The sequence below is a fragment of the Variovorax sp. P1_H12_2 genome (assembly GCF_056405335.1).
In genome coordinates, this window is the sequence record NZ_JBFUCI010000141.1 from 1 (window position 1) to 13,974 (window position 13,974).

Sequence of the window (13,974 nt, forward strand, 5' to 3'; positions counted from 1 at the left end):
GCGCACGGCCGTGGTTGCCGTCGGTGGCGCTGATCACGGTGAAGTCCTGCAGCTCCCGCGCCTGCCTGCCGAGGAACAGGTCCCTGGCGGTGAAATTTTTCTGCGGCCATTGGCGCTGGATCAGGCGAACCAGCGCGATCGGCGCGCCAAGCGCCTTGAAGCTGCCGAGCGAGGCCCGCTTCGATTCGTCCTTGAGGTCGATCCGCGCCACGCCCAGCGACCGCGCCAATCCGGCCAGCGACAAGAGCGGCGTCGCCTCGCGCGTGAGTTCGGGCCAGTGCGACAGCCACTCGCGGCTCTCGTGCGCGCGGGCGATGCTCATGACGGCGCGCAGATCGTCGCCGTACGGCGCTCGGGTCGCGAAGCGGTTGTGGACCAGCATGGGTTTTCCTTTAGAAGAGATAAGCGTAATGGAGGCGCCGTGCGTTCAGGGCGCGTCGCGCAGGCGCATCGCGACGTCGGCCATCGGTTTGCGCATGAAAGGCTTGCCCGCATCGGCCGGGTAGCCGAGCGTGACCATGCCCTGCGGCTCCCAGTGGCCGGGCAGCCCGAGCGCGCCACGGACGGTCTCGGGGCAGAACATCGGTGCGCACAGCCAGCAGGCTCCGAGGCCGGCAGCGTGGGCGGTCAGCAGCAGGTTCTGGCCTGCCATCGCGGTGCTCTGCACCGCCATCTGGTGCTCCTTTCGATTGCGCGCGGCATCGGGATAGACGTCCATGTCCTCCATGCTGAGACAGACGACGATCACCGTGGCCGCGCCCGTGATGCGCGCGAAGGAGCGCGCGACATCGGCCTCGATGTCGGCGTTGGGATCGCGGTCGCCGCGCCGGTCCTGGCGCAACTGTTCGCCCATGGCGCAGGCCAGTGCGATCTTGTGCCGGCTGGTGTCGAGGATGGCGAAGCRCCAGGGCTGCCGGTTGTGCGCCGACGGCGCGGTGGCGGCGGCTTCGAGCAGCTGGTCGACCAGCTCCGGCGGGATCGGCTTCGGAAGGTAGCGCCGCACCGAGCGGCGCGCCATCCATTGCAGTCGCGTGCTGCCGAGCAGCGCGGCGGCGACCGTGGCGATGCCGAGTTCAGGTTCCATAGTCCTGGCCCCACATGCAGTCCGGCGACGAGTTGCGGATCGCCACGCGTTCGACGATGTCCTTCTCGCGCGCCGTGAGCAGCGCCGCGCAGGCGGGCGGCAGCTTGCGCGCCCAAGCGGCATCGATGCCATCCCGCGGCTGCGGCGTGTGCTGCGACACCTCGAGGTCGCGGATGCGGCCGTCGTCCAGGCCGTAGATCCAGCCATGYACCGTCAGTGGCTGGCCGGCGCCCCAGGCACTTTGCACCACGGTGCTGCGGCAGGTGCTGGCGACCTGTTCGATGACGTTCAGTTCGCACAGCAGATCGTGCCGCGCGCGCTCGCCGGTGCAGTGCGCGAGCCGCTCGTCGTACTTGTCGCGGATGGCCTGCATGGGCGCCAGCCAGTTGTCGACCAGGCCGAGCCGGTCGCCGGCCAGCACCGCCTTGACGCCGCTGCAGCCGTAGTGGCCGCAGACGATGATGTGCCTGACCGCCAGCACGTCGACGGCGAATTGCATCGCCGACAGGCAGTTCATGTCCGAATGCTGGACCATGTTGCCGACGTTGCGGTGCACGAAGACCTCGCCCGGCGGCAGGTCGGTGATGATGTTGGCCGGCACCCGGCTGTCGGAGCAGCCGACCCAGAAATAGTCGGGCGTCTGCTGGGCTGCCAGCCGCTCGAAGAAGCCCGGATCGCGCGAGCGGACTTCGTCCGACCAGGCCCGGTTGTTCTGCAGAAGATGCGCCAGCGTTCCCATGTCCGACTCGCCTCGTGCGGGGCTGCGGCTCAGGCCGCGCAGCTGCCGTGGGTGGCCGTCGCCACGGCCGGCTCGCGCTTGCGGAAGTCGATGCGCACCGGCGACACCGGCGTGGTGACGGCGCGCGCCCTGGCCTTGGCATCGGCCGGCGGCGTGCCGTAGGCGGTGGTGCGCTGCAGCGGAACGCGGCCCATCGAACGCAGCATCGCCTCCATGTCCATCGCGGTCATCTCCTGGCCGTGCGAGGCGCCTGCAGCGCGCGAAATGGTTTCGTTCATCAGCGTGCCGCCCATGTCGTTGACGCCGGCGCGCAGGCAGGCCTTCACGCCTTCGGCCCCGAGCTTGACCCAGGAGGCCTGGATGTTCGGAATCACGGGATGCAGCGCCAGCCGGCCGACCGCATGCATCAGCACCGTCTCGCGGAACGACGGCCCGCGCCGCGCCTTGCCCTTGCGGTAGATCGGCGACTCCATGTGCACGAAGGGCAGCGGCACGAACTCGGTGATGCCACCGGTTTCGATCTGCAGCGCGCGCAGGTGCAGCAGGTGGCGCGCCCAGTGTTCGAACTTCTCCATGTGGCCGAACATGATGGTCGAGGTGCTGCGCAGGCCCAGCCCGTGCGCGGTCCGCATCACCTCGAGCCATTGCGCGGTGTCGACCTTGTCGTGGCAGATCACCTGCCGGACCTMGTCGTCGAGGATCTCGGCGGCCGTGCCCGGCAGCGTGCCGAGGCCCGCGTCCTTCAGCTGGGCCAGGTAGTCGCGCAGCGGAAGGCCCAGTGTCTTGGCGCCTTGCCATACCTCGAGCGGCGAGAAGGCGTGCACGTGCATGCCCGGCGCCTCGGCCTTGACCGCCCGGCAGATCTCCAGGTAGGTGGCGCCGGTGTAGGCGGGGTGGATGCCGCCCTGCATGCAGACCTCGGTGGCGCCGCGGTCCCAGGCCTCGCGCACGCGGCGCTGGATTTCCTCCAGCGGCAGGTCGTAGGGCTTGCCGCGCAGGTCCTCGGTGGTCTTGCCCTTGGCGAAGGCGCAGAACTGGCAGCGGTAGGCGCAGATGTTGGTGTAGTTGATGTTGCGGTTGACGACGAAGCTCACGACCTCGCCGTTCATCTGGCGGCGCAAGGCATCGGCAGCGGCGCAGACGGCGGTGAACTCATCGCCGCGCGCACGGAAGAGCCGCACGATCTCGGCTTCGCCGAGCGTTTCGCCGGCCTGGGCGCGTGCCAGGATGCGTTCGACCTCCGCGCCGGGCCGGGGGGCAGCGTGGGTGGCGATCAGCTGCAGATCGGCCGCGGGAGGGGCTTCATGGGCGCCCGGCGACCAGCTGTCGGTGCGCGGGAAACCGTCGCTGTCCAGCCGATGCAGCAGCGGCGTGCGAAATGCCGGGTCTACCCAGCGCTCGAGCTCGCGCGCATGCGCCGGGTAGAGCGCGAGACGCTCGGTCAGTTCCTTGCCGGCGGCCTTCGTCGCCTTGGCCAGCGCGTCCAGGTGCGGCCAGGGCGCCTCGGGGTTCACGTGGTCCGGCGTGACGGGCGACACGCCGCCCCAGTCGTTGATGCCGGCATCGACCAGCGGGCGCAGCGCGCCCGGGCGCAGGTTCGGCGGCGCCTGGATGTTCATCGACGGATCGAAGATCAGGCGCGCCGCGGCGATGGTCCACAGATGGTCCTCGAGCGTGGGAATGGGCGCGTTGACCATCAGGGTGCCCGCCTTGGGGCGGAAGTTCTGGATGATGATTTCCTGGATGTGGCCGTAGCGCTCGTGCAGCTCGCGCAGGGCCAGCAGGGCATCGATGCGCTCCGTTCGCGTCTCGCCGATGCCGATCAGGATGCCGGTGGTGAAGGGCACGCCGGCTTCGCCGGCCAGGCGGATGGTTTCCAGGCGCGCGGCCGGCTTCTTGTCCGGCGACCCGTGGTGCGGGCCGCCGCGCTCGCAGAGCCGCTCCGAGCTGCTCTCGAGCATGATGCCCTGCGAGATCGACACTTGGCGCAGCCGGCGCAGGTCGTCGAGTTCGAGCAGGCCCGGGTTCAGGTGCGGCAGCAGGCCGGTCTCGTCGTAGACCGCGCGCGCGGCCGCCTCGAGGTACGCCAGCGTGCTGTCGTAACCCATCTCCGCCAGGGCGTCGCTCGCCGCGTGGTAGCGCAGTTCCGGCTTGTCGCCGAGCGTGAAGAGGGCTTCCTTGCAATTCGCCGCCGCGCCCGCGCGGGCGATCTCCAGCACCTTCTCGATCGACAGGTAGGCGGCCTCGCCCTTGCGCGGTGCATGGGCGAAGGTGCAGTAGTGGCAGACGTCGCGGCACAGCTGGGTCAGCGGAATGAAGACCTTGCGCGAATAGCTGACGACCATGCCATGCGCCGCATCGCGGCGCGCGGCGGCGGCCGGCATCAGCAGGTCCAGCCCCATGTCCACCAGCTGGTAGGCCTCTTCGCGCGACATCGGGTGGTGGGCTGCAAGCATGGGCKTGGTCATGGAGTCGGGTCCCTTCGGGTGGAGTGGGTCGGATGCGCCGCCGTGCGGATGGGCATGTGCGGACGCGTTTGGCGCAGCCGGTGCGCGATGCCGCTGCCGGCCAGGTAGGCGTGGGTGCGCAGGCTCGACCGGTCATCGAGGCAGGCGAGCAGATCGTCGGGCCGGTCGATGTCGCGGCCGAAGCGCGGCAGGGTCAACAGCTTCGGCGCCAGGCCCAGCGCCAGCGCGGCGTCCCGGTGGCACCGGAAGCTGTCCTCGCCGAAGAGCAGCGGCATCGCGTCGGGCGGCGAGCAGGCCAGCGCATTGGTGCCGCCGTCGCTGCTGGCGGCCACCAGCGTCACGGCCGGCGAACGCCGATGACCGAGCGCGATCAGCTCGATGTCGGCCGAGGTGATCTGCGGCAGGTCGGCCGGCACCACCAGCATGCCGGCGCAGCGCGCGGCGCAAAGGGTGCGCGCCGCGTGCCGCAGGGCCTCGGCGAGCCCGGCTTCGGGCGGGTCGGCCAGCACCTCGGCGCCGGCGCGGCGTGCGATCGCCGCCGCCTCGGGGTCCTGCGTGACGACCAGCGTGCCGGCCACGAAGGGACAGCCCGCCAGCACCTGGAGCACGTCTTCGAACATCGCGCGCGCCAGTCCGGCACGCTCATGCGCGTCCAGCAGCGGCGCCAGGCGTTGCTTGGCGCGGGTGAAGCGCTTGACCGGGATGACGGCCCACAGGAGCGAGGCGTTCATCATGCGATCCGGCGCGCGCTCACGGCGGCCGATTCCTGGCTGAGGGAGTCCGCGAAGGCGAGTACCGCACGTGCCAGCGCGCGCTTGTCGTCGACGTCGTGCATCAGCGTGCGGGTGACGTGCGTCGGGATGTCGAGCGCGTCGGCGTCGGCCGCGTCGCTGTCGTCGATCACCAGGCCGTCGATCAAGTCCGCGTAGTGCGCCGCGATGGTGGCGGAGCTCACGCGGTGGCCGAGTTCGCCCATGATCTTGGCCGTCGGTCCTTTCACGGCCTGCCCGCCGACGATCGGCGAGACGACGACGATCGGCGCGGCCGTGCGCCGCAGCGCCGCGCGCACCCCGGGCACCGCGAGGATCGGATCGATGCTCAGGAAGGGGTTCGACGGGCAGATCACCACCGCGCTCAAGTGCGGATCGGCCAGCGCGCGCGTCAGCGCCGGATTGGCCGAGGCATCGTCGGCGCCGTCGAAGGAGATCGAGGTGACGACCGGTGCGCAGCGATGCTTGACGAAATAGTGCTGGAAGGGCAGATCGCCCTCGGTGCTGTGGACGATGGTGCGAACCGCTTCGTCGCTCATGGGCAGGAGCTCGGCGCGGATGCCGGCGCGGCGCGCCATGTCGCCCATGATGGCGGTCAGCGTCTCGCCGGCACCCAGTCGACGCGTGCGCTCCACGTGCAGGGCCAGGTCGCGATCGCCGAGCGAGAACCAGGCTTCGCCGCCCCATTGCGCGAGTGCCGCCATGAAGTTCCAGCTCTCGTCGGCGCGGCCCCAGCCGCGCGTCGTGTCGCTGAGTCCGCCCAGGGTGTAGAGCACCGTGTCGAGGTCGGGCGAGATGCGCAGGCCGAGGAAGTCGAAGTCGTCGCCGGTGTTCACGGCGACGGTCAGGCGGCCCGCGTCGAGCGTGTCTTCCAGGCCCAGCGCGAGCTTGGCGCCGCCGACGCCGCCGCACAAGGCCACCACGCGGCCGCGCTGCGACAGCGGCGCGGACGAAGAGGACGGGACGGAGGAGGCGCTCATCTGAACATGTCCTGGTGTTTGGGGCGCAGCAGTTCGGCCGCGGGTCGCGCAGGTGCGCTCCAGCGCAGGCCGCGAAGGTGCACGACGGGCCGGCCGGCGTCGGTCTGGCCCATGACCAGCGAGGCGGCAGCGGCGATCTCGTCGGCCAGCGCGATCTCGGTCACGCGCATGGCACGGCCGAACAGGTCGGGCGCGCCGACCATGTCCAGCAGTGCGGGCAGGCCGGCGGCGCCGATCGCCACGCCGGTCACGCCCCGGCGCCACGGTCGGCCGAAGCTGTCGTTGACAACCACTGCGAGCTCGACGCCGAAGGCGGCGTCGAGTTGCGCCTTCAGTCGTTCGCAGCTGGCATCGGGGTCGGCCGGCAGCAGCAGCGCGCGTTCGTCGCCGTCGGGGTGATCGATGTTGGACTGGTCGATGCCGGCGTTGGCCATCACCAGGCCCAGCCGGTGCTCGACGATCAGGACGCCGGGGCAGTACTTCACGACGGCACGGCTCTCGGAGAGGATGAGCTCGACCATGCGCGCGTCCTTGCCGGTCTCGGCCGCCAGCCCGATGGCCCGGCGCGAGGGCACGATGTCGCGCAGGCTGACGTAGCGGCCCTCGGCCTTCGAGACGATCTTCTGGGCCAGCACCAGCACGTCGGCCTGCTGCGGTGCGATGGCGGCGCGCCGCAGGCTGTCGGCCATCAGGCCGGCGAGGTCGTCACCCGGCGCCACCAGCGGGAAGTCCGGCAGCGCGGTGAGCGCGACGGCTGCGCTTTGCATCTCGGATGCTTCCTCTTGCCTAGGCGGGAATGCCGGTGATCTGGATGCCTGCGCAATCCACCTTGTAGCGTTTGTTGATGCCGATCAGGATCGAAGTCAGCGCCTCGGCGGCGGCGGCGTTGGCGATCGGGCCGGCATCGATGCCGCGCATGCCCGCGGCCACCGCCAGCTCGATCACGGCCTCGCGCGCTTCCTTGTCGTTGCCGCAGACCAGCACGTCGCAGGCGATCGGCCCTCCGCCCTGCAGCTTGGCGGCGCCGACGTTCTGGAAAGCCGAGACCACGCGGGCGGTTTCGCCGATGCGCTGCTGCGCGATCTGGCCGGCCGAGCCCTCGCGCGGCAGCTGCACCTGCGCGACCTTCGGCGGCACCAGCGGCACCACGGCGTCGACCACGATCTTGCCGCCCACCACATCCTTGAGTTCGTCGAGCGTCGCGTCGTGGTTGGAGAACGGGATCGCCAGGATCACGATGTCGGCGGCTGCCGCGGCACCGGTATTGCTGTCGCCGCGCACGGGCGGCGCGCCGTTGCCGTTTTCTATCTTCAGCGCCGCTTCCTGCGCCTTCTCTGCCGAACGCGAGCCGACGATGACCGGATAGCCGGCCGCGGCCCAGCGCTTGGCCATGCCGGATCCGAGGGCACCGGTGCCACCGATGATGGCGAGGGTGGGGCGAGTTTGCATGGCTTGATTCCTTGGGGAGTGCAGGGGAGGCTGGGAGGATATGAAGCAGCGTCGGGGGTCAGTCCAGCTTCATCTCGGTGAGTGGAACCACCTTGACGCCGGCGGCCTCGAGGCCGGCGCGGACCGCGGCCGACAGGGCCAGCGCGGTCRGCTCGTCGCCATGCACGCACAGCGAGTCGACCCGGCGCTTGATGCGCTTGCCGTTGCGCGAGACGATCTCGCCCTCGAGCACCATGTGCACCACCTGCTGCGTCGCGATGGCCGGGTCCTTGATCACGGCGCCGGGGATCTTGCGCGAGGTCAGGTTGCCATCGTCCTCGTACTGGCGGTCGCAGAAGCCCTCGCGCGCCAGGCGCAGTTCCAGCTTCTGCGCCGCCTTCTCCATCTCGGAGCCCGACAACGCGACGTAGATCAGGTCCCGGTCGACGGCCTTGATCGCACGGCCGATGGCCAGTGCGTAGTCGGCGTTCTCGGCGGCCATGTTGTTCAGCGCGCCGTGCGGCTTCACGTGCGTCACCTTCTCGCCGCAAAAGGCGGCCATCGCCTGCAGCGCGCCGATCTGGTAGGCGATCATGTTCTCCAGTTCGTCCGCCCGCATGTCGATGCGGCGGCGGCCGAAGCCCCAGAGGTCGTTGAAGCCCGGATGCGCGCCGATGCTGACGCCTTCGGCCTTGGCGTGCTCGACCACGCGGCGCATGGTGATCGGGTCRCCGGCATGGAAGCCGCAGGCGATGTTGGCCGAGCGAATGATCTTGAGGATGGCGTCATCGTTGCCGATGTCGTACGCGCCGAATCCTTCACCCATGTCCGCATTGAGATTGATCGAGAGTGCCATTTGCTGTTCCTTGGTCCTTGCGTGGGATTCCGGTTGAGGTCTGCTGCCGGTCCGAGTTAGTATATGGTACCAAAGATAGAAAGACAATACCAATTCGATTGTCGCTCGGCGACAAAGACAAGGAGCAGGAATGGATGTGCGATTTCTCTGTGCGGGCGATACCGCGCTGGTGGTCGAGTTCGGCGAGCGCATCGACCGGGCGCTGAGCGACCGCGTGCTGCGGCTGGCGGCAAGGCTGCGCGCTACGCAGCTGYCGGGCGTGGTCGAAACGGTGCCGACCTATCGCTCGCTGATGGTCCACTACGACCCCTTGCGCACCGACCGGGAGAGCCTCGAGCGCGGGCTCGTCGCGCTGCTGGAGGACGACACGACGGGCGCCGATACGGGAGGGCGGCTGTGGCGGGTGCCGGCTTGCTACGAAGGCGCCCATGCGCCGGACCTGGAGGACGTGGCGCTGCGCACCGGCCTCTGCGTGGCCGAGGTGGTGCGCCTGCACACCGAGACGCTCTTCCACGTCTACATGATCGGCTTCGTGCCGGGCTATCCCTACATGGGCGACCTGCCCGAGGCGCTGGTTCTGCCGCGCCGCGCCGATCCGCGCATCCGCGTCCCGGCGGGCTCGATCGCCATCGCTTCGACCATGACAGCGATCTACCCGCTGGAAAGCCCCGGCGGCTGGCACCTGATCGGCAGCACGCCGGTTCGGATCTTCGACCCGTTGCGGCCGCGCCCCGCGCTGTTCTGCCCCGGCGACAAGCTTCGCTTCGAACCTGTCGATGGCGCGCGCTTCGAGCAGATCCGCCAAGCCAGCGTCGACGGCAGCTACCAACTCGCTTGCGAAGGCATGGCGTCATGAGTGCGGCACTCGAGGTGGTCACGCCAGGTATCCACACGACGGTGCAGGACGGCGGCCGCCGCGGCTTCCAGGACGCCGGCGTTCCGGTGTCCGGCCCGCTCGACCGCATCGGCCTGCGGCTGGCGAACGCGCTGGTCGGCAATGCGCCCGGCACGCCCGCATTGGAGATGATCCTGCAGGGGCCCGGCTTCGAGGTGGCGGCGGATGCGGTGCGGGTCGCGCTGGCCGGCTGCGACGGCGTGATCGAGGTGAGCGGCCCCCACGCGCGAAGCATCGCGGCCGGCCGCAGCGCGCGGCTGTTGCGCGGCGACCGCTTTCGCGTCGCGCATCTGGGCGACGCCGGCTGTGCCTATCTGGCCGTCGAGGGCGGCTTCGAACTGCCGCTGTGCCTGGGCAGTGCCGCCACCTACGTGCGGGCGCGCCTCGGCGGTTTCGGCGGCCGGGCGCTGCAGCGCGGCGACCGCCTGCCGCTGCGGCCGGGAAGTGCGGCGCCGCGGGCCGAGAAGATGCTGGCCCAGCGCTTCGACCTGGCGCTCGATCAGACGATCCGCGTGGTGCTGGGACCGCAGGCCGACTTCTTCGCCGAGGCCGAGCTGGCGCGCTTCCTGGCCGGCGAGTATGTGGTTTCGGCGCAGTCGGACCGCATGGGCTTCCGCCTCGACGGCCCGCCGCTCGCACACGCCAAGGGCTACAACATCGTCTCGGACGGTATCGTCTGCGGCTCGATCCAGGTGCCGGGCTCGGGACTGCCCATCGTACTGATGGCGGATGCGCAGACCACCGGTGGCTATCCCAAGATCGCCACCGTGATCTCCGCCGACATCCCGGTGCTCGGGCGGCGCCGGCCGGGGCGCGCGCTGCGCTTCTCGGCCGTGAGTGTGAGCGAGGCCGAAGGCCTGCGCCGTGCGCAGGAGGCCGCGCTTGACCGCAGCCTGGCGACACTGCGCACGGTGGATGCCGCGGCGGCGATCGATGTCGCGTCGCTGTATACGCAGAGCCTGATCAGTGGTGTCGCCAGTGCTACAGATTGAGCCCGGCCGCAGCGCCGGCGGGGGCACGTCCATGTATTATTCTGTGGACCTATAGTCAGTATGACGGGATCGTAGAAATGCCAACAATACATAGTTCCGATCGACGCGGAAAGATACCCGCCTATATCCAGGTCGCCGCCGCCTTGCGGCGCCGCATCGAAACCGGCGACTGGCAGCCCAGCGAAAAGATCGCGACGCTGGAGGAGCTCGAGGAGGAGTTCCAGGTCGCGCGCGTGACCGTCCGGCAAGCAGTCGACCTGCTGGAGCGCGAGGGTCTGGTCACCCGCCAGCAGGGGCGCGGCACCTTCGTCAACGCCACGGTCAACGACAAGCGCTGGCTCACGCTCGAGACCTCGTGGGACTCGGTGCTCGCATCGATCAAGGACAACGTGCCGCAGTTCATCAAGGTCGACACGCCGCCGGCTGCGCCCCGGCTGCGCGAGGGCGAAGGCGTGCTGGCCGACAAGTACGTGTTCCTGCGCAGCGTCCAGCTGAAGGACAACATTCCCTACGCCGTCGCCAACCTGCACATCGCCAAGCCCGTCTTCGATCGCCGGCGCGAGAAATTCCTGAAGCACACGGCGCTGCCGATCCTGGCCGCCATGAACCTGAAGATCCGGCATGCGCACCAGACGCTGGTGATCGGCACCGCCGACCCGGAGATCGCCGAACTGCTGCAGGTCTCGCTGAGCGCGCCGACGGCGGAGGTGCGCTGGGTGGTGCGCGACGACACCGACACCGCGATTTACGTGGCCGACATCACCTACCGCGCCGACTGCGTGAAGATGTCGATCGACTTCTTCGAGAACGACGCCCCGGCGGCCATCGCGCGCAAGGCCGCCTGAACTGCCCATTCTGGATTTCCCTACTGTCAGGACACGTGAAATGATCAACATACTATGAATAGTATGTTAGGCTGACCAAGCGGCGAAAGTCTCGTCGCCATCGTTTCATCTTCGGTTGCTCCGTCGGGTCGTTCGCCAAATGAGCGTTGCGGACGACGACGGCGCAGCCAGTGGCTGGAGGAGCAAGTCCATGGCAGGTCAAGGTGTTGGGGCCCGGGTTCTTCGCAAGGAGGACGACCGCTTGATGCGCGGACGCGGGCAGTTCGTGGCGGACATCCGCCTGGCCGGCATGCAGGATGTGGCCTTCGTGCGAAGCCCGCTGGCGCATGCCCGCATCGTCGGCATCGAGGTCCCGCCGGAATTCGAGGACCGCGTGTACACGGTGGCGCACCTGGGCTCGGTCAAGCCGGTGCGGGCCGTCTCGGGCCTGCCGGGCTTCAAGATTTCGGAACAGCCGGTACTGGCCCAGGGCAAGGTCCGGCATGTGGGCGAAACCGTGGCGATGTGCGTGGCGCGCACGCGCGCCGAGGCGGAGGACATCGCAGCCGCGGTCCGGCTCGACCTGGACGAAATGCCGGCGGTGCACGACATGCTGCTCGGCCGCGAGCCGGAGTCCGCCCGTCTGCATGAGGCGTGGTCCGACAATGTCTTCCTCGAGGCCAACGTCAGCGTCGGCATCGAGCAGGTGCTCGACGCGCCGATCCAGGTCACGCGCGAGCTGAGGACGTCGCGCCAGGCGATGTCGCCGATGGAAGGGCGCGGCGTGGTGGCCCACTGGGACAGCCGGCTCGAGCAACTGGTGGTCTACACATCGACCCAGATCCCGCACATCGTTCGCACCGGCCTGGCCGAATGCCTGGGGCTGGACGAGGGCCAGGTTCGCGTGATCTCGCCCGACGTCGGCGGCGGCTTCGGCTACAAGGGCATCCTGCTGACCGAAGAGGTGGCGCTGGCCTGGCTGGCCATCCACCGCGGACATCCCGTGCGCTGGATCGAAGATCGGCGCGAGCACCTGACGGCCGGTGCCAACTGCCGCGAGCACCACTACCGCATCACCGCCTATGCCGACCGCGGAGGACGCCTGCTGGGGATCGACTGCGAAGCCACCGTCGACTCCGGCGCCTATTCGTCCTACCCGTTCTCGGCCTGCCTGGAGGCGGCCCAGGTCGCGAGCATCCTGCCGGGCCCGTACGACTTCCCGGGCTATCGCTGCAAGACCTATTCGGTGGCCACCAACAAGTGTCCGATCCTGCCGTACCGCGGCGTGGCGCGCACCGGCGTGTGCTTCGCGATGGAACTGATCCTCGATGCCGTGGCGCACGAATGCGGCATCGAGCCCCACGAGGTACGGCTGCAATCGCTGGTGCGGCCGGAGCAGATGCCCTTCGACAACATCACCAAGAAGCACTTCGACAGCGGCGACTATCCGGCCGCGCTGCGCCAGGCCATCGAGGCGATGGACATTCCGGCGGTGCGCAAGCGCCAGCAGCGCGGCGAAGCCGACGGCCGGCTGATCGGTGTCGGCCTGGCGATCTACTGCGAACAGGCGGCGCACGGCACCTCCGTGTATGCGGGCTGGGGCATCCCGATGGTGCCGGGCTATGAACAGGCGACCGTGCGGCTGACGCCGGACGGCGGCCTCGAACTGCGCATCGGCGCCCACTCGCACGGCCAGAGCCTGGAAACAACCCTGGCGCAGGTGGCCCACGAGATCCTCGGCATCGATGTCTCGAAGGTGAAGCTGATCCACGGCGACACCGCCTTCACGCCGTATTCCACCGGCACCTGGGGCTCGCGCTGCATGGTGATGTCGGGCGGCGCCGTCTCGCGCGCCTGTCAGACGCTGGCCAAGCGGGTGGCGCTGATCGGCGCCTTCATGCTCGGCACCGAGGTCGACAAGGTGACGGTGCGCGACGGCATCGTGGCGGGGCCGGAGCGCAGCGTGACCATCGGCGAGGTCGCCCATGTCTGGTTCCGCCGCCCGCAGGACCTGCCGCCGGAAGTCAATGGCGGCGGCCTGGAAGTCACCGAGGGCTACAAGCCGCAACGCGACTCGGGCACCTTCGGCTATGGCGCCCATGCGGCCCTGGTGGCGGTCGACCCCGAAACGGGCGACGTCGAGATCCTCGACTACGTGATCGTGGAAGACGGCGGCAAGCTGGTCAATCCGATGGTGGTCGACGGCCAGATCTACGGCGGCACGGCGCAGGGCATCGGCACCGCGCTGTACGAGGAAATGCCCTTCGATGCTTCGGGCCAGCCGCTGGCATCGACCTTTGCCGACTACCTGCTGCCGGGGCCGACCGAAGTGCCCGAGCCGCGCCTGTTCCACATGGAAACGCTCTCGCCCTACACGGAATTCGGCGTCAAGGGCGTCGGCGAAAGCGGCGCCATTCCGCCGCCGGCGGCGATCGGCAATGCGGTCAACGAYGCACTGCGCCCGCTCGGCGCCGAGATCTACGTGTCGCCGGTGACACCGCGYCGCGTGCTCGAAGCCATCGCCGAAGCCGCATTGAAGCGCGAGCGCAGCGCCTCGGCGCCGGTGACCATGCCCGTGGCGGAGGTGGTGTGAAGCCATCCCGTTTCGACTACGAACGTCCCGCGAGCCTCGCCGAGGTGGTTCGATTGATACAGCGCGACGACATCGTCGTGAAGATCGTTGCCGGCAGCCAGTCGCTCGGCCCGATGCTCAACCTGCGGCTGGTCCAGCCCGACCTGCTGGTCGACATCACCGGCATCCCCGAACTCAAGCGGGTCGAGGTCGGCGACGACGCGATCGTCGTCGGCGCCTGCGTGACGCATGCCGACATCGAGGACGGCCGCGTGCCCGACGTGACCGGAGGGGCGCTGTCGCGTGTGGCGCGCGGCATCGCCTATCGCGCGGTGCGCAACCGCGGCACGCTGGGCGGGAGCCTGG

At 69.4% G+C, this 13,974-nt stretch carries 13 protein-coding genes and 1 pseudogene; 5 read left to right on the forward strand and 9 right to left on the reverse strand.

Annotated features, from left to right (window positions below; genetic code table 11):
* From AC1D2K_RS15875 to AC1D2K_RS15915, 9 genes and pseudogenes are all read right to left on the reverse strand, one after another.
* Positions 1-382: pseudogene (locus tag AC1D2K_RS15875) on the reverse strand (diaminopropionate ammonia-lyase); the annotation flags it as partial.
* A gap of 45 nt (positions 383-427) precedes the next feature.
* Positions 428-1,084, reverse strand: a complete 657-nt coding sequence (locus AC1D2K_RS15880) for a nitroreductase family protein (RefSeq protein WP_478089791.1) — start codon at positions 1,082-1,084, stop codon at positions 428-430.
* Complete coding sequence (gene can / locus AC1D2K_RS15885) at positions 1,074-1,823, reverse strand: carbonate dehydratase (protein ID WP_478089792.1); 750 nt, start codon at positions 1,821-1,823, stop codon at positions 1,074-1,076. The genes AC1D2K_RS15880 and can overlap by 11 nt, the downstream gene beginning before the upstream one ends.
* Positions 1,824-1,852: 29 nt before the next feature.
* The gene (cofH, locus tag AC1D2K_RS15890) at positions 1,853-4,291 is read right to left on the reverse strand and encodes a 5-amino-6-(D-ribitylamino)uracil--L-tyrosine 4-hydroxyphenyl transferase CofH (protein WP_478089793.1); all 2,439 of its coding nucleotides are present in this window, start codon (positions 4,289-4,291) and stop codon (positions 1,853-1,855) included.
* Positions 4,288-5,022, reverse strand: a complete 735-nt coding sequence (gene cofC, locus AC1D2K_RS15895) for a 2-phospho-L-lactate guanylyltransferase (protein ID WP_478089794.1) — start codon at positions 5,020-5,022, stop codon at positions 4,288-4,290. Before cofC ends, cofH begins: the two co-directional genes overlap by 4 nt.
* Entirely contained in the window at positions 5,022-6,041 is a 1,020-nt protein-coding gene (cofD, locus tag AC1D2K_RS15900; protein WP_478089795.1) for a 2-phospho-L-lactate transferase, read from the reverse strand. Before cofD ends, cofC begins: the two co-directional genes overlap by 1 nt.
* Positions 6,038-6,808 carry a coenzyme F420-0:L-glutamate ligase gene (gene cofE / locus AC1D2K_RS15905; protein ID WP_478089796.1) on the reverse strand — a complete coding sequence of 257 codons (771 nt, stop codon included), beginning with the start codon at positions 6,806-6,808 and terminating at the stop codon, positions 6,038-6,040. The genes cofD and cofE overlap by 4 nt, the downstream gene beginning before the upstream one ends.
* Positions 6,809-6,827: 19 nt before the next feature.
* Complete coding sequence (gene npdG / locus AC1D2K_RS15910) at positions 6,828-7,490, reverse strand: NADPH-dependent F420 reductase (RefSeq protein WP_478089797.1); 663 nt, start codon at positions 7,488-7,490, stop codon at positions 6,828-6,830.
* Between the two features lie 58 nt (positions 7,491-7,548).
* The gene (locus AC1D2K_RS15915) at positions 7,549-8,325 is read right to left on the reverse strand and encodes a LamB/YcsF family protein (protein ID WP_478089798.1); all 777 of its coding nucleotides are present in this window, start codon (positions 8,323-8,325) and stop codon (positions 7,549-7,551) included.
* A 130-nt stretch (positions 8,326-8,455) separates the two neighbouring features.
* Here AC1D2K_RS15915 and pxpB point away from each other — a divergent pair, with 130 nt between their 5' ends.
* The 5 genes from pxpB to AC1D2K_RS15940 form a co-directional block, all read left to right on the forward strand.
* Complete coding sequence (pxpB, locus tag AC1D2K_RS15920; protein ID WP_478089799.1) at positions 8,456-9,181, forward strand: 5-oxoprolinase subunit PxpB; 726 nt, start codon at positions 8,456-8,458, stop codon at positions 9,179-9,181.
* Entirely contained in the window at positions 9,178-10,212 is a 1,035-nt protein-coding gene (locus AC1D2K_RS15925; protein ID WP_478089800.1) for a 5-oxoprolinase subunit C family protein, read from the forward strand. Before pxpB ends, AC1D2K_RS15925 begins: the two co-directional genes overlap by 4 nt.
* Before the next feature lie 77 nt (positions 10,213-10,289).
* Positions 10,290-11,057: a GntR family transcriptional regulator gene (locus AC1D2K_RS15930; RefSeq protein ID WP_478089801.1), complete on the forward strand. Its 768-nt coding sequence runs from the start codon at positions 10,290-10,292 to the stop codon at positions 11,055-11,057.
* A 190-nt stretch (positions 11,058-11,247) separates the two neighbouring features.
* Positions 11,248-13,629, forward strand: coding sequence for a xanthine dehydrogenase family protein molybdopterin-binding subunit (locus AC1D2K_RS15935; RefSeq protein WP_478089802.1), 2,382 nt, complete (start codon positions 11,248-11,250; stop codon positions 13,627-13,629).
* Positions 13,626-13,974 (forward strand): FAD binding domain-containing protein (locus AC1D2K_RS15940; protein WP_478089803.1); only part of this gene is annotated, 349 nt, incomplete at its 3' end. The genes AC1D2K_RS15935 and AC1D2K_RS15940, both read left to right, overlap by 4 nt.

Excerpts from the sequence above, each read along its gene's own strand:
- npdG (WP_478089797.1), bottom strand. The coding sequence starts at position 7,490 with ATGCAAACTCGCCCCACCCTCGCCATCATCGGTGGCACCGGTGCCCTC.
- cofC (WP_478089794.1), bottom strand. The coding sequence starts at position 5,022 with ATGAACGCCTCGCTCCTGTGGGCCGTCATCCCGGTCAAGCGCTTCACC.
- cofE (WP_478089796.1), bottom strand. The coding sequence starts at position 6,808 with ATGCAAAGCGCAGCCGTCGCGCTCACCGCGCTGCCGGACTTCCCGCTG.
- AC1D2K_RS15925 (WP_478089800.1), top strand. The coding sequence starts at position 9,178 with ATGAGTGCGGCACTCGAGGTGGTCACGCCAGGTATCCACACGACGGTG.
- cofD (WP_478089795.1), bottom strand. The coding sequence starts at position 6,041 with ATGAGCGCCTCCTCCGTCCCGTCCTCTTCGTCCGCGCCGCTGTCGCAG.
- AC1D2K_RS15930 (WP_478089801.1), top strand. The coding sequence starts at position 10,290 with ATGCCAACAATACATAGTTCCGATCGACGCGGAAAGATACCCGCCTAT.